At 72.9% G+C, this 15,947-nt stretch carries 14 protein-coding genes; 6 read left to right on the top strand and 8 right to left on the bottom strand.

Features of this window, described 5'->3' with window-relative positions:
* Positions 1–87: 87 nt before the first annotated feature.
* Positions 88–321 carry a heavy-metal-associated domain-containing protein gene (locus ACIQV3_RS33590; RefSeq protein WP_266877713.1) on the bottom strand — a complete coding sequence of 78 codons (234 nt, stop codon included), beginning with the start codon at positions 319–321 and terminating at the stop codon, positions 88–90.
* Between the two features lie 186 nt (positions 322–507).
* On the opposite strand from ACIQV3_RS33590, the gene ACIQV3_RS33585 reads away from it, so the two are divergent.
* Complete coding sequence (locus ACIQV3_RS33585) at positions 508–1,743, top strand: cation:proton antiporter (RefSeq protein WP_403719289.1); 1,236 nt, start codon at positions 508–510, stop codon at positions 1,741–1,743.
* Here the strand turns inward: ACIQV3_RS33585 and ACIQV3_RS33580 are convergent.
* A complete protein-coding gene (locus tag ACIQV3_RS33580; protein WP_403719096.1) occupies positions 1,721–2,383 on the bottom strand; it encodes a TetR/AcrR family transcriptional regulator in 663 nt (220 codons plus the stop codon). The two genes, ACIQV3_RS33585 and ACIQV3_RS33580, sit on opposite strands and share 23 nt — an antisense overlap.
* A gap of 297 nt (positions 2,384–2,680) precedes the next feature.
* Here ACIQV3_RS33580 and ACIQV3_RS33575 point away from each other — a divergent pair, with 297 nt between their 5' ends.
* Entirely contained in the window at positions 2,681–4,942 is a 2,262-nt protein-coding gene (locus ACIQV3_RS33575; RefSeq protein ID WP_403719094.1) for an MMPL family transporter, read from the top strand.
* A 44-nt stretch (positions 4,943–4,986) separates the two neighbouring features.
* Here ACIQV3_RS33575 and ACIQV3_RS33570 read toward each other — a convergent pair whose 3' ends face one another.
* The 4 genes from ACIQV3_RS33570 to ACIQV3_RS33555 form a co-directional block, all read right to left on the bottom strand.
* Positions 4,987–5,187 carry an AlpA family transcriptional regulator gene (locus ACIQV3_RS33570; protein WP_053674774.1) on the bottom strand — a complete coding sequence of 67 codons (201 nt, stop codon included), beginning with the start codon at positions 5,185–5,187 and terminating at the stop codon, positions 4,987–4,989.
* Between the two features lie 237 nt (positions 5,188–5,424).
* Complete coding sequence (locus ACIQV3_RS33565) at positions 5,425–5,961, bottom strand: GNAT family N-acetyltransferase (RefSeq protein ID WP_403719092.1); 537 nt, start codon at positions 5,959–5,961, stop codon at positions 5,425–5,427.
* Positions 5,962–6,025: 64 nt separating this feature from the next.
* Entirely contained in the window at positions 6,026–7,039 is a 1,014-nt protein-coding gene (locus tag ACIQV3_RS33560; protein WP_403719090.1) for a Gfo/Idh/MocA family protein, read from the bottom strand.
* Positions 7,040–7,100: 61 nt separating this feature from the next.
* Positions 7,101–8,015 carry a sugar phosphate isomerase/epimerase family protein gene (locus ACIQV3_RS33555; protein WP_403719089.1) on the bottom strand — a complete coding sequence of 305 codons (915 nt, stop codon included), beginning with the start codon at positions 8,013–8,015 and terminating at the stop codon, positions 7,101–7,103.
* A 66-nt stretch (positions 8,016–8,081) separates the two neighbouring features.
* Between ACIQV3_RS33555 and iolC the strand changes: the two genes are divergently transcribed.
* Genes iolC through ACIQV3_RS33535 form a run of 4 tightly spaced genes read left to right on the top strand, consistent with a single transcriptional unit; the run spans position 8,082 to position 13,306 of the window.
* Complete coding sequence (gene iolC / locus ACIQV3_RS33550; RefSeq protein WP_403719088.1) at positions 8,082–9,062, top strand: 5-dehydro-2-deoxygluconokinase; 981 nt, start codon at positions 8,082–8,084, stop codon at positions 9,060–9,062.
* On the top strand, positions 9,055–9,912 hold the full coding sequence (gene iolB, locus ACIQV3_RS33545) for a 5-deoxy-glucuronate isomerase (RefSeq protein WP_403719287.1): 858 nt from the start codon (positions 9,055–9,057) through the stop codon (positions 9,910–9,912). Before iolC ends, iolB begins: the two co-directional genes overlap by 8 nt.
* Complete coding sequence (gene iolD, locus ACIQV3_RS33540; protein WP_403719086.1) at positions 9,909–11,795, top strand: 3D-(3,5/4)-trihydroxycyclohexane-1,2-dione acylhydrolase (decyclizing); 1,887 nt, start codon at positions 9,909–9,911, stop codon at positions 11,793–11,795. Before iolB ends, iolD begins: the two co-directional genes overlap by 4 nt.
* A gap of 11 nt (positions 11,796–11,806) precedes the next feature.
* Positions 11,807–13,306: a CoA-acylating methylmalonate-semialdehyde dehydrogenase gene (locus ACIQV3_RS33535; RefSeq protein WP_403719085.1), complete on the top strand. Its 1,500-nt coding sequence runs from the start codon at positions 11,807–11,809 to the stop codon at positions 13,304–13,306.
* A 127-nt stretch (positions 13,307–13,433) separates the two neighbouring features.
* Here the strand turns inward: ACIQV3_RS33535 and ACIQV3_RS33530 are convergent, their stop codons facing one another.
* Both ACIQV3_RS33530 and ACIQV3_RS33525 read right to left on the bottom strand, forming a co-directional pair.
* Complete coding sequence (locus tag ACIQV3_RS33530; RefSeq protein WP_403719083.1) at positions 13,434–14,645, bottom strand: hypothetical protein; 1,212 nt, start codon at positions 14,643–14,645, stop codon at positions 13,434–13,436.
* Between the two features lie 71 nt (positions 14,646–14,716).
* Positions 14,717–15,739, bottom strand: a complete 1,023-nt coding sequence (locus tag ACIQV3_RS33525; protein WP_403719082.1) for a WxL protein peptidoglycan domain-containing protein — start codon at positions 15,737–15,739, stop codon at positions 14,717–14,719.
* Positions 15,740–15,947 lie beyond the last annotated feature (208 nt).

Below are 15,947 nucleotides of genomic sequence, written 5' to 3'. Positions count from 1 at the left end.
CCGGCGCGGTACTGCGGGGTGCTGCGCGGTGCTGCGTTCTGTGGTGCTGCGTTCTGTGGTGCTGCGGTGCTGCCGAAGAGGGAGGGCTCAGGCCTGGCCGGCGAACTCGTAGCCGGCCTCGTCGACGGCGGCGCGCACGGCGGCCTCGTCGAGCGGGGCGGCCGAGACCACGGTGACCTCGCCGGTCGCGGCGACGGCCTTGACCGAGCTGACGCCCGCCAGTTCGGAGAGCTCGGCGGTCACCGCACCCTCGCAGTGCCCACAGGTCATGCCGGTCACCCGGTAGACGGTGGTGGTCTGGGTGTCCGTGTCGGCGCTCATGTCGTTCTCCTCTTCAGGGGCGTTTCCGGGCGGCCGGAAGGCGGCGGACGGCTCGTGGAGAGTCCACCGTTCATCCCGACACTTCGAGACTATACCCCTAGGGGGTATCAACGCGAGCATTCGACGGGCGCTCGGCGAGATCTTTTGCGGTGGACAATCCGCGCGAAGCGTATGCAAATGGCACACATGGCGCACTCGGGGACCACTCTCATCCTGATCATGTCGATCGCCGTGCTCGCGCCCCTGCTCGCGTACGGGGTCTCGCGCTGGCTCCCGGTCCCGCTGGTGATCTTCGAGATCGTCCTGGGCGTCCTGGTCGGACCCGACGTCCTCGGCTGGGCCCGCTCCACCGAGGTCATCGACGTGCTCAGCGAGCTCGGCCTGGCGATGCTGATCTTCCTGGCCGGCTACGAGATCCAGTTCGCCCAGGTCAAGGGCGACACCCTGAAGCGGTCGGTGTGGGCCTGGGTGGCCGCCCTCGCGCTGGGGCTCGGACTCGGACTGCTGCTGTCGGGCGGCGGGTTCGAGAAGGGCGTCTACATCGGCACGGCGCTCACCAGCACCGCCCTCGGCACGATCCTGCCCGTCCTGCGGGACTCGGGGGACCTGCAGAGCCGGTTCGGCTCGGTGATGATGGCGATGGGCGCGGTCGGCGAGTTCGGGCCGATCATCGCCATGGCCCTGCTGCTCAGCGGGCGGGCGCCGGCGCAGTCGGCGGCGCTGCTCATCGGCTTCGCGGTGCTCACGGCCGCCGCGGTGTTCTGGGCGATGCGGCCCAAGCCGCCCTGGTTCGCCCGGGTCATCGCCAAGACCCTGCACAGCAGCGGTCAGTTCGCGGTGCGCCTGGTGGTGCTGATCCTCGTGGCGTTCCTGGCGCTGTCCGAGGTGCTCGGGCTCGACGTCCTGCTCGGCGCCTTCGCCGCGGGGCTGATCACCCGGCTCGTGCTGCACGGGGCCGCCCCGGAGAGCAGCGAGGCGGTGCTGTCGAAGGTGGAGGCCTTCGGTTTTGGCTTCCTGGTGCCGCTGTTCTTCGTGGTCACCGGGATCGAGTTCGACCTGACCGCGCTGCTCGGGGGCGGGCGGGTGCTCCTGCTGCTGCCGGTCTTCCTGGTGCTCTTCCTCGTGGTGCGCGGGCTTCCGATGTGGCTGCTGGCCCCCCGGGACCTCGGGCGCAAGGACCGCTCCGCGCTGGTGCTCTTCGGCTCCACGGCGCTGCCGCTGGTGGTGGCGATCACCACCCTGGGCGTGCAGGCCGGGAAGCTGGGCTCGGGGGAGGCGGCGGCGCTGGTCGGGGCCGGGATGGTGTCCGTACTGGTCTTCCCGCTGCTGGGGCTGCGGTTGCGGGCGAGGTCCGGCGCCGCTGCCGGGCCCGGCGGGCCCGGGGGTGTCGGGGGGATGGTCAGCGAGGAGGAGGCGTGGTGATCATCGGGTCCAGGTAGCGGAACAGGACGGTCTTCAGTTCCGCGATGTACGCGGCCCGCTCCGCGCCCTCACCGGCCAGGATCAGCTCGAGCGAGACCTTGACGATGCCGAGCACCATGGTGGCGACATGCCTGAGCTCGGCCTCGGTGGCGGGGGCGCCGTCGGCGGCCGGGGTGACGCAGGTGCGCAGCACCTCCTCGACGCGGGTCAGCATGCCGACGTGCAGCTCGTCGTGTTCCTGGGCGATGCCGGGGATGCCGGAGCCGTGCATGAGCGCCAGGAAGGCCGGATTCTCGCAGTTGAAGGCGATGACCGGATCCAGGACGGCGTCGAGCAGCTCGGGCAGCGGCCGGTCCAGGTTCTCGGGGAGGAAGGCCCGGCCGTGCGCCTCGTGGGCGCGCTGGAGGAGGTGCCCGCCCAGCTCCACGGCGATGGCCTCCTTGTTCGGGAAGAACTGGTAGAGCGTGCCCGGGGAGACGCCTGCCTCGCGGGCGATGGCGTTGGTGCTGGCCGCCGCGTAACCCGTACGGCAGAACACCCCGGCGGCGGCCGTCAGGAGCTGGGCGATCCGGCGCTCACCGCGGGCCTGGCGGCGGCGGGGGGCGGTTTCGGCCGCCGGTTCCTTCGCGGGCTCCTTCACCGGTTCCGTCGCAGGTTCCGTCGCAGGTCCCTTCACCGGTTCCTTCGCAGGTCCCTTCGCAGGTCCCTTCGCTGGTTCCACTGCTGTCACCAGCGCTGCCGCCGCGGTTGATTCACCCGCTTTGTCCGCACGCGTGGCCCGAGAGGTCTCCCGCATGTCCAATCCCTTGCTTCCCGTTGCTTCCCATGGGTGATTGACAAACACGAGAGGTCGCTCGCATTCTTGGGGAACGCGAGCGACTGCTCGTGTTTGCCAGTCTAAGTGGCCTGGCAATCACGGTGAAGGGGACACCGAGACATGTCCGAAGTCAAGAAACCGCCGTCGCCTGGGGAGGGCGGCCGGTGGACCGGGCTCGTCACCACACGGCCGAGGCTCTCGCTGCTGCTCGCCCTCGTGGTCACGGCCCTGGCCGTCTTCGCCGGCGGGGGCGTCGCCGACCGTCTGGGAAGCGGGGGCTGGGAGGATCCCGACGCCCGCTCCACCTACGCCACCAAGGCGCTGGAGCGCGAGTTCCCGGGCTCCCAGCCCAATCTGCTGCTGCTCGTCGACGCCGGGGCCGCCGCCGGGACGGCCGGGGTGGACGACCCTGCCGTCGCCGCCGAGGCCGAGCGGCTGACGGCGCGGCTCGCCGCCGAGCAGGGCGTGACCGGCGTCGGCTCGTACTGGCGGACCGGCCTGCCCACCCTGCGCTCCGAGGACGGCCGGCAGGCCCTGATCGCCGCCCGGGTCCTGGGCGACGAGAAAACGGCCAATGCCGTCCTGGACCGGATCGTCCCGAGCTACCGCGGCGAGCACGGACCGGTGACGGTGTCCCTCGGCGGCCCGGCCGCCGTCCAGCGAGAGGTGACCTCCACCATCCAGGAGGACCTGCTGCGCGCCGAGCTGATCGCCCTGCCCGTGACGCTCGTCCTGCTCGTCCTCGTCTTCGGCAGCGCCGTCGCGGCCCTGCTGCCCCTCGGCGTCGGCATCATCGCCATCATCGGAACCAATGCCGTGCTGCGCGGGCTCACCGAGTTCACCGACGTCTCCGTCTTCGCGCAGAACCTGACCACCGCGCTGGGACTCGGCCTCGCCGTCGACTACGCCCTGTTCATCGTGCGGAGGTTCCGCGAGGAACTGGCCGCCGGGCGCGACCCCGTGGCGGCCGTCGGAGTCACCCTGCGCACCGCCGGGCGGACGGTCCTGTTCTCGGCGCTGACCGTGGCCGTCGCCCTCTCGGCCATGCTCTTCTTCCCGATGTACTTCCTGCGCTCCTTCGCCTACGCCGGAGTCGCGGTGGTCCTGCTCGCCGCGGCGGCCGCGCTCATCGTGCTGCCCGCGGCGCTCGTGCTGCTGGGGGAGCGGGTCAACGCCCTCGACCTGCGCCGGCTGTGGCGCAGGTCCGGGACGGCCGCAAGCCGGCCGGCCGGTGCGGACGCCGTGGACGCCGGGGGCGGGCGGGGCTGGGCCCGGCTGACCGGCCTGGTCATGCGCCGGGCCCCGCTGTTCGCCGTGGCCACCACGGCCGGGCTGCTGCTCCTCGGACTGCCCTTCCTCGGAGTGAAGTTCGGCACCGTGGACGACCGGCAACTGCCGGCGACCGCCGCCTCGCACGTGGTGCAGCAGCACATCCGCGAAGGCTTCCCGGGCAGCCCCGGCGGAGCGCTGACCGTACTGACCGAGGGGGCCTCCGGAGCCGCCGATCTCGACGCCTACAAGCGCCGGGTGGAAGCCCTGCCCGGAGTGGTGGGGGTGGAAGGACCGGTGAGTTCGGCCGCCGGCACCGGATACGCCTACTTCTCGGTGCTCACCGAGGGCGAGCAAGTAGGGGAGGGGGCCCAGGACCTGGTCGGCCTGGTGCGGGCGGTGGAGGCGCCCTTCGACACCGCCGTGACCGGACAGGCCGCGGTGCTCGTCGACGCCCGCGACGCCATAGCCGAGAAACTGCCCCTGGCCCTGGCCGTCGTGGTGCTGGCCACCCTGCTCCTGGTCTTCCTGCTCACCGGAAGCCTGCTGATACCCGTCCAGGCCGTACTGCTCAACGCGCTGAGCCTGACGGCGATGTTCGGGGCGGTGGTGTGGGTGTTCCAGGAAGGCCACCTCTCCGGCCTGCTCTCCTTCACCTCCACCGGAGACATCGAGACCACCCTGCCGGTGCTGATGTTCTGCATCGCCTTCGGACTCTCCATGGACTACGGGGTGTTCCTCATATCCCGGATCAAGGAGGAGTACGACCGGACCGGGGACCACGAGGGCGCGGTGCGCGCCGGGCTGACCCGCACCGGCGGACTGATCACCGCCGCGGCCGTGATCCTTGCGGTGGTGATGATCGCCATCGGCAGCTCGCGGGTGACCAACACCAAGATGCTGGGCCTGGGGATCGCGCTGGCCGTACTGATGGACGCGATGGTCGTGCGGAGCCTGCTGGTGCCGGCGGTGATGAAGCTGACCGGGAAGGCCACCTGGTGGGCGCCGGCGCCACTGCGCAGACTGCACGAACGCTTCGGGCTGAGCGAGGGGGAGCCCGCCCCGGCCTCCGAGCGGTCCGAGCCCGAGCCGGTGCCCGCCGGGAGCCGCTAGCGGACGGGGCCCGGAAGGGTCCCGTCCCTGGACCGGACGCCGCGTCAGTCCTCGCGGCGTCCGCGGTTGCCGGGCCGGCGTGCCACCCAGGCGCGGATGGTGTCGGCGTACCAGTAGGGCTTGCCGCCCTCCACATGGTCGGGTGCGGGCAGCAGCCCGTGCTTGCGGTAGGAGCGCACCGTGTCCGGCTGGACCCGGATGTGAGCGGCGATCTCCTTGTACGACCACAGCTGTCGGTCGCTCATCCTCGACACCTCCTTGTCCACGCCGCGGGGCCGGCCGGGAGGCCGTCGGGGGAGCCGGCGCGTGGACACTGACGATCACTCAGGTTGTGCCCGGGGAACGACGCAGGGTGAGGTCAGGGGAGGGGCTGTCGTCCGGCTGTGACGGAAGACCCGCGTAACGCGGACATGTGTGACACGCCGACGACCCCCGTGACACAGATGGCACATACGGCGCGGGCGCGCCCCGGCGGCGCGCGGTCACATGGGGAGGGAGAGGAGCCGTACCGGCCCCGAGGGCCAGGTCGCGTCATCGTGCAGGGGGGTCACCATGGTGCGGAGCGGCATGGGGACCGTGCGGTCTCCGGGTTGTTCGACGAGGACCTCCTCGTCGAGCAGGTGCCATCCGAGGTGCTCGTACAGCGGCACGAGCGGCGGCCGGCAGAACAGGAGGGCGTGCCGCGGGCCCATCGTGCGCGCGTGGCGGAGTGCGGCCGCGAGGGCGAGCCGGGCCAGCCCGCGACCGCGTACGTCGGGGGCGACGGCCACTCCTCCGACGCCCACCACCTCCGTCTCGGCGCCGCCGATCGCAACGGGCAGCCGGAGCAGGCCCGCGTGTGCCAGCAGCCGGTCGCCCGCCGTGACGCCGAAGTGTTCCTCCTTGGGCAGCCACGTCAAGCCGGCCGCGCTCACACCGAACGGGTCGGCGCCGCCACCGAGGATCTCGTCCTGTTCCGTTTTCGTGTACCGGGAAAGTCGCATCGCGACCGGGATCGCGGAGGAAGGTATCTCGGGCATTCCCCCATGATGCCCCGCCGGTCGGAGACCGGCCGTGGACGCGTCCACGGCCCGGGCGGCCGGATCAGCGGTACAGGGAGGGGCGTTCGGCCAGTTCCACCGGGGTCCGTGCGCCCGTGCGGGCCGCGGCGAGGCCGGCCTCGGAGACGGCGGCCGCCGCGTAGCCGTCCCACGCGTCGGGGCCGTCCACCCGGCCCAGCGCGGCCGCCGCGACCCAGCGGCGGAGCTGGCGGTCGTAGGCGTCGGCGAAGCGGACCGTGAAGTCCTGGTCGATCTCCCCGCCCCACCGGCCCGCCGACTGGACGACCATCGCGTGGCCGTCGCCGATCCGGGCACTGCCGGACTCGCCGACCGCCTCGCACTGCACCTGGTAGCCGAAGCCGCAGTTGACGAAGATCTCCACGTCGACGACGACGCCTCCGGAGGTTTCCATGAGGACCAGCCGCGGATCGCGCAGCCCCTCGCGGGCGGCCGAGGTGGGCGTCGGCGACAGCACGGTCACCGCGGTGATCTCCTGGCCCAGCAGCCAGCGGGCCGCGTCCACCTCGTGCACCACCGAATCGCTGATCAGCATCTCGCTGGTGAAGAAGGACGGCGAGGAGGCGTTGCGGTGCCGGCAGTGCAGGAACAGCGGCCGCCCGATGCCACCCGCGTCGAGCAGCTCCTTGAGCCGCGCGTACTCGGCGTCGTAGCGCCGCATGAAGCCGACCTGGACGAGCTGGCGGCCCAGCCGCGCCTCCGCCTCCATGATCCGCAGGGCGCCCGCCGGATCGGGGGTCAGCGGCTTCTCGCAGAGCACGGGCAGCCGCCGCTCCAACGCGTGCAGGATCGCTTCCTCGTGGGCGGGCCCGGGCGAGGCGATCAGTACGGCGTCCACCCCGGGCGCCGCTATGGCGGCCGCCGGATCGGTGTGCGCGCTCGCCCCGTCCAGACCGGCCGCGACCTCCTTGACCCGGTCCCCGTCCGGGTCGGCCACGGCCACCACCCGGGCCCCGCCGACCGTCCGGCCGAAGCGGCGGACGTGGTCGGAGCCCATCTTCCCGGTACCGATGACGGCGATGCCGAGCGTGCTGGTCATGTTCGTTCCTCCACGAGGGTTCGTACGGCCGGGGACCGGGGACCGGGGGATCCGGTCCGGTTCAGCGGGCCCCGCAGGAGCGCAGGTGGGCGCGGGTGCGGCGGGCGATGGGCAGCGGCCGGTCGGGCGGGCACGGGTACATGTCCTGCTCCACGATGGCGAACAGGTCCACGCCGAGCCGCTCGGCGGCCGCCAGCACCGGCTCCAGCGCGGGTACCCCCGACGGCGGCTCGCACATCACCCCGCGGGCCACGGCCGGCCCGAAGGGGACCTGGTCCCGGACGACTTCGGCGAGGATCCGCGGGTCGACCTGCTTGAGGTGGAGGTAACCGATCCGCTCGCCGAAGGTCTCGATGGCCCGGACGCTGTCGCCGCCGCAGTACGCGTAGTGCCCGGTGTCCAGGCAGAGGGAGACCAGTGCGGGATCGGTGGCGTCGAGGAAGCGCGCCACGTTCTCCGGGGTGTCGATGTGGGTGTCGGCGTGCGGGTGGACGACGATCCGCAGCCCGTACTCGTCCTGGACCCGCTTGCCCAGCCGCTCGGTCTGCGCGGTCAGTGCGCGCCACGCCTCCGGGGTGAGGGTGCGGTCCTCCAGGACCTCGCCGGTCTTGTCGTCCCGCCAGAACGACGGGATCACCACGAGGTGCGCCGCGCCCATGGCCCGGGTGAGTTCCGCGATCCGCGACACGTGCTCCCAGGTCGCCTCCCACACGGCGGGCCCGTGATGGAGTCCGGTGAAGACGGTTCCGGCGGAGACCCGCAGACCGCGCGCCGTGACCTCGGCGGCGAGCCGGACGGGATCGGTGGGGAGATAGCCGTAGGGACCGAGCTCGATCCACTCGTACCCGGCTTCGGCGACCTCGTCGAGGAACCGCTCCCACGGGGTCTGCCGCGGATCGTCGGGGAACCAGACCCCCCAGGAGTCCGGAGCCGAACCGACGCGGATACGGGTCAACGCGGGCGGTGAGGACGTCATACGGCCACCTTAGGGTGCGAGGCTCTCGGGTACGGGGAGCACTCGGTCGGGAGGAATGGTGTGGTGATGGCTGCGGATCCGTTGGCGTTCGACCTGATCACGATGGGGCGGATCGGGGTGGATCTCTACCCCCTGAAGACGGGCGTACCGCTCGGCGAGGCGGACACCTTCGGGAAGTTCCTGGGCGGTTCCCCGACCAACGTCGCCGTCGCGGCGGCCCGGCTGGGCCGGCGGACGGCGGTGATCACCCGGACCGGCGCGGACCCCTTCGGCGCGTATCTCCGGTCGGAGCTGCGCGGGTTCGGGGTGGACGACCGGTGGGCCGGGGAGGTGGCGGCCTATCCGACGCCGGTGACCTTCTGCGAGATCTTCCCGCCGGACGATTTCCCGCTGTACTTCTACCGGTACCCCAAGGCGCCGGACCTGGAGATCGCCGCGGACGAGCTGGACTTGGACGCGGTACGGGCGGCGCGGATGTTCTGGATGACCGGTACGGGGCTCAGCGCGGAGCCGAGCCGGACGGCGACCCTGGCCGCGCTGGAGGCGCGCGACAGGAGTCCGTTCACGGTGTTCGACCTGGACTGGCGCCCGATGCTGTGGCCCTCCGGGGAGGGAACCGGGGCCGCCGGGCCCGGGGAGTGGTACCGCCGGGCGCTGTCCCTCGCCACCGTGGCCGTGGGCAACGCCGAGGAGTGCGCGATCGCCACCGGCGAGAGCGAACCGTACGCGGCCGCGCGGGCGCTGCTCGGCGCCGGGGCGGAGCTGGCGGTGGTCAAGCGGGGCCCGGCGGGGGTGCTGGCCGTCCACCGGGACGGGACGGTGGTGGAGGCGGCGCCGGTCGCGGTGACCGTGGTCAACGGGCTCGGCGCGGGGGACGCCTTCGGCGGGGCCCTGTGCCACGGGCTGCTCGCGGGATGGGAGTTGGAGCGGGTGATCCGCTACGCGAACGCGGCCGGGGCGATCGTGGCCTCGCGGCTGGCGTGCTCGACGGCGATGCCGTTCGGGGAGGAAGTGGAGGAGGTGCTCGGCCGTGCCGGTGATGTCTGAGTGGTCGATGGAGTGGACGCGGCTGCGCGTGCTCGACCTCGCGCCGGGGGAGACGTACGCGCACCCGTGCGGGGAGTCGGAGTGGATCGTGCTCCCCCTGGCGGGCGGCTGCGAGGTCCGCTGCGCGGAGCCGTCCCCCACCCCGCCCCTTCCCGGAACCGGGAGCGGACCGCGGGTGTTCCGGCTCCGGGGACGGCGCGGGGTGTTCGACGGCCCCACCGACTTCGCCTACCTGCCCCGGGACGGGCACGCCGAGATCACCTCCCGCGAGGGCGGCCGCTTCGCGCTCGTCGGCGCCCGCTGCGAGCGGCGGCTGCCCGCACGGTACGGGCCCGCCGCCGGGGTTCCCGCAGAGCTCCGCGGAGCGGGGCAGTGCTCCCGCCAGGTCAACAACTTCGCCGCCGCCGGAGTCTTCGACTGCGACCGGCTCATCGCCGTGGAGGTGCTCACCCCCGGCGGCAACTGGTCCTCGTACCCGCCCCACAAGCACGACGAGCACCACCCCGGCGAGGAATCCCGGCTGGAGGAGATCTACTACTACGAGATCGCCCCGCACGGGGACGCGCCCGGCCTCGGCTATCAGCGTGTCAGCCCCTCCCCGGCGGGGAAGACCGACATCCTCACCGAGGTGAGGACCGGTGACGCGGTGCTCATCCCGGACGGCTGGCACGGCCCCTCCATCGCCGCGCCCGGCCACGACATGTACTACCTCAACGTCATGGCGGGACCCGGCGAGGCCAGGGAATGGCTCATCCGGGACCACCCCGATCACGGGTGGATCCGCTCCACCTGGACCGGTCAGGACATCGACCCCCGGCTCCCCTTCCAACGAGCGGAGGACCCCGCGTGAGCACCCCGACGACCGTCCGGCTCACCGTCGCGCAGGCCCTCGTCCGCTTCCTCGCCCGGCAGTACACCGAGCGCGACGGGCACCGGCAGCGGCTGATCGCCGCCACCTGGGGGATCTTCGGGCACGGGAACGTCGCCGGCATCGGCCAGGCCCTGCTGGAGACCGGCCGCGGGGAGATGCCCTTCCTCCAGGGCCGCAACGAGCAGGCCATGGTGCACGCCGCCGTCGGGTACGCCCGGCAGAGCGGGCGGCTGTCCGCGCACGCCGTCACCACCTCCATCGGCCCGGGCGCCACCAACCTCGTCACCGGGGCCGCCCTCGCCACCATCAACCGGATCCCGGTGCTCCTGCTGCCCGGGGACGCCTTCGCGACCCGGCCCGCCGACCCCGTGCTCCAGCAGCTGGAGGTCCCTCATGCGGGTGATGTCTCCGTCAACGACACCCTGCGCCCCGTGTCCCGCCACTTCGACCGCGTCACCCGTCCCGAGGCGCTGATCCCCGCCGCGCTCCAGGCCGTACGGGTCCTCACCGACCCGGTGAGCACCGGCGCCGTCACGCTCGCGCTGCCCCAGGACGTACAGGCCGAGGCGTACGACTGGCCGGAGGAGTTCTTCGCCGAGCGGGTGTGGGGCGTGCGCCGGCCCCGGCCCGACCGGACCGAGCTGGCGGCGGCCGCCCGGGCCGTACGGGGCTCCGCGCGGCCGCTGATCATCGCCGGCGGCGGGATCCGGCACAGCGCGGCGGGGGCCGCGCTCGCGGAGTTCGCCGGGGCCACCGGGATCCCGGTGGCCTCCACCCAGGCCGGCAAGGGGGCCCTGCCCTGGGACCACCCCGCCGACGTGGGCGGCATCGGGCACACCGGCACGGCCACCGCCGACGCGCTGGCCCGCGAAGCCGATCTGGTGATCGCCGCCGGGACCCGGCTCACCGATTTCACGACCGCCTCCGCGACCCTGTTCCAGCACCCCGGTGTGCGTTTCCTCGGCCTCAACCTCGACCCGTACGACGCCCACAAACTCGCCGCCCGCCCCCTGGTCTGCGATGCGCGGGCGGGCCTGGAGGAACTCCTGGCGGAGGTCGCCGGGTACCGGGTGGACCCCCGGTACGAGGCGGCGTACAAAGAAGGGAAGAGGGCGTGGGAGCGGCTGGTCGACGGGGCCTACGCGGCTCCCGACGAGGACTCCGTCCCGACGCAGGCACAGGTGCTGGGTCTGCTGGACGGCCTGGTCGACGGTGACGACATCCTGATCAATGCCGCCGGTTCGCTCCCCGGGGACCTGCACAAGCTGTGGCGGGCCCGTTCCGCGGACCAGTACCACGTCGAATACGGGTACTCCTGCATGGGCTACGAGATCCCCGCCGCGATCGGCACCGCGCTGGCCGCCCCCGGCCGGCCGGTGTGGGCGCTGGTCGGCGACGGGACGTACCTGATGAACCCGACCGAGATCGTCACCGCCGTGCAGGAGGGGATCCCGGTCAGGCTGGTGATCCTAGACAACCACGGGTACGCCTCCATCGGCGGCCTCTCCGGCGCGGTGGGCGCCGAGGGGTTCGGTACCGCCTACCGCTTCCGGGCGGTGGACGGTTCGTACAGCGGTGCGCCGCTGCCCCTGGACCTGGCGGCCAACGCGGCCTCCCTCGGGATGGCCGTGATCCGCCCCCGCACCATCGGTGACCTGCGCAAAGCCCTCGCCCGGGCGCGGGAGGCGGACCGTCCCACATGTGTCTACGTGCAGACCCGAACACCCGACACTGTGTCGGGCCCGCCCCCCGCACAGGCGTGGTGGGATGTCCCTGTGGCCGAGACCGCGACCCGTACGTCGGCGGTGGAAGCCCGAGAAGAGTACGACCGGCAAGCCGCGCAGCGACGTCGCCATCTGTGAAGGAGTTAGGCATGAAGACCGTCAACCACTGGATCGGTGGCAAGACCGTCGAGGGCGCGTCGGGCAACTACGGCCCGGTCACCGACCCCGCCACCGGCGAGGTCACCACGCAGGTCGCCCTCGCGTCCGCCGACGAGGTCGACGCGGCCGTACAGGTCGCCAAGGAGGCGTTCCTGTCCTGGGGGCAGTCCTCGCTGGCCGCCCGCACCAAGGTGCTGTTCGCCTACCGCGCTCTGCTGGACGCCAACCGCGACGCGATCGCCGACCTGATCGTCGCCGAGCACGGCAAGGTGCACTCCGACGCGCTGGGCGAGGTAGCCCGAGGCCTGGAGATCGTCGAGCTGGCCTGCGGGATCACGGTGCAGCTCAAGGGCGAGCTGTCCACCTCGGTCTCCAGCCGCGTGGACGTCTCCTCGATCCGCCAGCCGATCGGCGTGGTCGCGGGCATCACCCCGTTCAACTTCCCGGCGATGGTGCCGATGTGGATGTTCCCGCTGGCCGTGGCCTGCGGCAACACCTTCATCCTCAAGCCGAGCGAGAAGGACCCCTCGGCCTCCACGCTGCTGGCGCAGCTGGCGAGCCAGGCCGGTCTGCCGGCGGGCGTCCTGAACGTGGTCCACGGTGACAAGGTCGCCGTCGACGCGCTCCTGGCGCACCCCGACATCGCGGCCGTCTCCTTCGTGGGCTCGACCCCGATCGCCCGCCACATCCACACCACCGCCTCCGCCAACGGCAAGCGGGTACAGGCCCTGGGCGGCGCCAAGAACCACATGCTGGTGCTGCCGGACGCCGACCTGGACGCCGCCGCGGACGCCGCCGTCTCGGCCGCCTACGGCTCGGCCGGCGAGCGCTGCATGGCCATCTCCGCGGTCGTGGCCGTCGGCTCCATCGCCGACACCCTCGTCGACAAGATCCGTGAGCGCGCCGAGAAGATCAAGATCGGCCCCGGCAACGACCCGACCTCCGAGATGGGCCCGCTGATCACCGCGGCCCACCGCGACAAGGTCGCCTCCTACGTGACGGGCGCGGCCGCGCAGGGCGCCGACGTGGTCCTGGACGGCACCGGCTACACGGTGGAGGGCAACGAGAACGGCCACTGGATCGGCCTCTCGCTGCTGGACAACGTCAAGACCGACTCCGACGCCTACCGCGACGAGATCTTCGGCCCGGTGCTGTGCGTGCTGCGCGTGGACACCTACGAGGAGGGCGTGGCGCTCATGAACGCCTCGCCGTTCGGCAACGGCACCGCCATCTTCACCCGCGACGGCGGCGCCGCCCGGCGCTTCCAGCTGGAGATCGAGGCGGGCATGGTCGGCGTCAACGTGCCGATCCCGGTGCCGGTGGGCTACCACTCCTTCGGTGGCTGGAAGGACTCGCTCTTCGGCGACCTGCACATCTACGGCAACGACGGCATCCAGTTCTACACCCGGGGCAAGGTCGTCACGACCCGCTGGCCCGACCCGTCGGACGCCCCGGCCGGCGTGGACCTCGGATTCCCGCGGAACCACTGACCCGTTGGGTCCCGGCCGGGTCCCGGCCGGGCGCACGCCCCGTAGGGCCGCACGCCCCGTAGGACCGCTCGCCCCCGCAACCCTCACCGCGGGGGGCGAGCTCCGTTTCCGGGCTCGGTGTACCGGCTCAGAGCAGGGGCCAGACGTCCGCCGCCGCCGTCTGCGACCAAACGGGGTCGCCGTGCCCGTATCCCGGGACGACGGCGAAGCGGACCCGTCGGTTGCCGCCCGCACGGATCAGCCGGGCGCCGTGCGCGTGGTCGCCGCGGCCCAGCTCGGCGTTGACCCACACCACCTCGGCGGTGATCCGCTCCCAGTCGATCGCGTACGTCTTCCCGTCGCCCGCCCAGACCGCGGCCAGGTCCCGCACCAGGGCGTCCGGGATCAGCCCGCTGCCGAGGGCGGCGGCCGCCGCGTGCCAGGCGGCGAGCGGGGTGTGGGTGAGGCCGAAGCGGTCCGCGGCAGGGGTGGCCCCGAAGGAGTACGAGCCCGCGGCGTGGCCCTGGGTGTAGATCCAGTTCGCCGGGCCGGGCAGCAGGGCGGTGCGGATCAGCGCGAAGTGGGCGAGCCCGGCGTGGGTGAAGCGGAACCCGGGGTCCGGGGGCCACGGGACCTCCGAGGCGCCGCCCGGATCGGTGACGGCCCGGGCGAGCAGGGCCGCCAGACCCGGGTCCGTCGCGTACGAGCCCTGCGCGATCCGGGCCTCGTACGCGTCCCGGGTCTGGGCCGCCCGTACGGCCAGGTCGCCGGAGTAGGGGCCGGTCGTGTCCAGGGCCACCACCCGGGTCAGGCGGGGCGAGTCGTCGTGCGCGGCCGCGTCCAGGGCGAGCAGTGCCCCGGCGGAGTGGCCGACGTACTGGTACGGCAGCCCGAGCGCCCCGTCCAGCGCCTCCACGACCGCGGCCAGATCCCGGCGGTGCGCCGCGAGCCCCCGGTCGGGCCCGATGTCCTGGGCGGCCGCGGCGTCCTCGCGCGGGGTGACGCCGACGACGAGCAGGCCCTCGCGGCGCAGCCGGTGGGCGAGGTTCAGGTCGGACGGGGTGAAGAAGGAGGAGCCGAAGTTCATCCCGCCTCCCGGCAGGAGGTACGCGATCCCGTGCGGGGTCCGCCGGGTGTCCGCGACCACGTCCACCGTGACCGGAGCCGGACCGCCGTCCTCGACCGGGAGCGTGAGCCGGATCCAGCCGTCGCCCGGGACGTACACCGCGGTGCCCGTGCCCAGCGTCCGCTCGACGAGGGTCAGCAGCCCGATCCCGGCGGCGGGACGGGCCGGCGGGCCCGCGGGAACGGTTCCGTGCGCCGGCCGGCCGGTCCCCGCTGAGCCGTGCTGTCGTGCCATGTGTGGTGCCCCCGGCGCCTTCGCCTGCCCGGCGATGGCCGGATGCCGTCACCTGGGGACACTTTTGCCGATCATCGCGCTTCAGCCAAGTCCGGTGCCGGTTCCGGCCGTTCGAGGTCGGCGGCCCGGCGGCGCCGGCGCAGTACCCGGGCGGCGATGGCGGCGCCCACCAGCACCAGGAGGGCGCCGAGCGCGGGCCACGGCACGGCGAGGAACTCCGTGGTGGAGGTGGAGGCGAGGTCGGGATGGGCGGCGGCCCCGGCGGTGATGTCGACGGTGACCCAGTCCGACTGGGGCGCGTCCGCCCACTCCTCGGTCAGCTCGATCCGCTGGCCGGGTAGCAGGACGAGTTTGAGCTCACGGGCCGGCCGCTCGAGCACCCGGCGGCCGAACAGTCCCTCGGCCGAGACCGTCACCTTCGGCTCGACGACCACGTTGCCGAGGTTGACCAGGGAGTACGTGATCTTGGCGCGGGAATCCCTGACCCAGGGAAGCAGCGGCGCCGACCGGCTGACCTTCGCGTTCTCCACGCTCAGCCCCGGGGTCACCGGCCCCGGGACCCGGAAGTACAGCCGGGCGCCGACCTGGCGCTTCACCCCGACCTGGACCTTGCCCTCCTGCTGGATGCCCTCCACGGCGGTGTTGAGGGCGACGATCCCGCCCACGTGGTCACCGGGCGTCGCGTCCGCCGGGACCTTCACGGAGAACGGGACGTCCTTGCGGCCCTTGGGCGGCACGGTGACGGTGTTCCTGGTCTCGGGCGGCAGCACGACCCAAGTCCCCACGTTCTTGGGCTTCGTCTCCACCGGCAGCAGCGCGAAGCCGCCGCCCACCGGGGTGTTGACGGCGTCGGTGGCGAAGATCTGGAACGTCAGCTCCTTGTCGGAGGAGTTCACGATCGTCGCGCTGTCGCTGATGGTGGTGCCGGCCTCGCCCTGGTGGAAGAAGTACGCCCGGTCGGTCATCGCCGCACCGGCCGGGGGTGTCGGGAAGACGCCCCAGGTGCCGTTGTCCGCGGCCGTCGCGGGGAGGGCGGGGAGCAGCAGGGCGGCGAGGCCGAGGAGCAGGCCGAGGAGGAGGGTGCGGGTGCGCATGGGCGGTTCTCCAGTCGGGCCGGACGGGGAAGAGGATCGCTGGTGGAGGCGTGGTGCGCGGAAGGGTGGTGGGGCGCCCGGGCGCCCCCCCCCCCCGGGGGGGGCGGGGGGGGGGGGGGCGGGCGGCCGGGGAGGGGAACAGAGCCAGGGAACTGTACGCCCACAAAAAACGCCGGAGCAGGATCAATACCGCTACCCCCCTCGCCAA

The organism is Streptomyces sp. NPDC099050, assembly GCF_044759865.1.
In the GTDB taxonomy this organism is placed as follows: Bacteria; Actinomycetota; Actinomycetes; order Streptomycetales; family Streptomycetaceae; genus Streptomyces.
The sequence above is the reverse complement of the archived record's forward strand: the minus strand, read 5'-3'. Positions and strand labels throughout refer to the sequence as shown.

What these genes read in the sequence shown, in the direction of transcription:
- ACIQV3_RS33590 (WP_266877713.1), bottom strand. Translation starts at nt 321, where the DNA reads ATGAGCGCCGACACGGACACCCAGACCACCACCGTCTACCGGGTGACC.
- ACIQV3_RS33585 (WP_403719289.1), top strand. Translation starts at nt 508, where the DNA reads ATGGCGCACTCGGGGACCACTCTCATCCTGATCATGTCGATCGCCGTG.
- ACIQV3_RS33575 (WP_403719094.1), top strand. Translation starts at nt 2,681, where the DNA reads ATGTCCGAAGTCAAGAAACCGCCGTCGCCTGGGGAGGGCGGCCGGTGG.
- ACIQV3_RS33570 (WP_053674774.1), bottom strand. Translation starts at nt 5,187, where the DNA reads ATGAGCGACCGACAGCTGTGGTCGTACAAGGAGATCGCCGCTCACATC.
- ACIQV3_RS33565 (WP_403719092.1), bottom strand. Translation starts at nt 5,961, where the DNA reads ATGCCCGAGATACCTTCCTCCGCGATCCCGGTCGCGATGCGACTTTCC.
- ACIQV3_RS33560 (WP_403719090.1), bottom strand. Translation starts at nt 7,039, where the DNA reads ATGACCAGCACGCTCGGCATCGCCGTCATCGGTACCGGGAAGATGGGC.
- ACIQV3_RS33555 (WP_403719089.1), bottom strand. Translation starts at nt 8,015, where the DNA reads ATGACGTCCTCACCGCCCGCGTTGACCCGTATCCGCGTCGGTTCGGCT.
- iolC (WP_403719088.1), top strand. Translation starts at nt 8,082, where the DNA reads ATGGCTGCGGATCCGTTGGCGTTCGACCTGATCACGATGGGGCGGATC.
- iolB (WP_403719287.1), top strand. Translation starts at nt 9,055, where the DNA reads ATGTCTGAGTGGTCGATGGAGTGGACGCGGCTGCGCGTGCTCGACCTC.
- ACIQV3_RS33535 (WP_403719085.1), top strand. Translation starts at nt 11,807, where the DNA reads ATGAAGACCGTCAACCACTGGATCGGTGGCAAGACCGTCGAGGGCGCG.
- ACIQV3_RS33530 (WP_403719083.1), bottom strand. Translation starts at nt 14,645, where the DNA reads ATGGCACGACAGCACGGCTCAGCGGGGACCGGCCGGCCGGCGCACGGA.
- ACIQV3_RS33525 (WP_403719082.1), bottom strand. Translation starts at nt 15,739, where the DNA reads ATGCGCACCCGCACCCTCCTCCTCGGCCTGCTCCTCGGCCTCGCCGCC.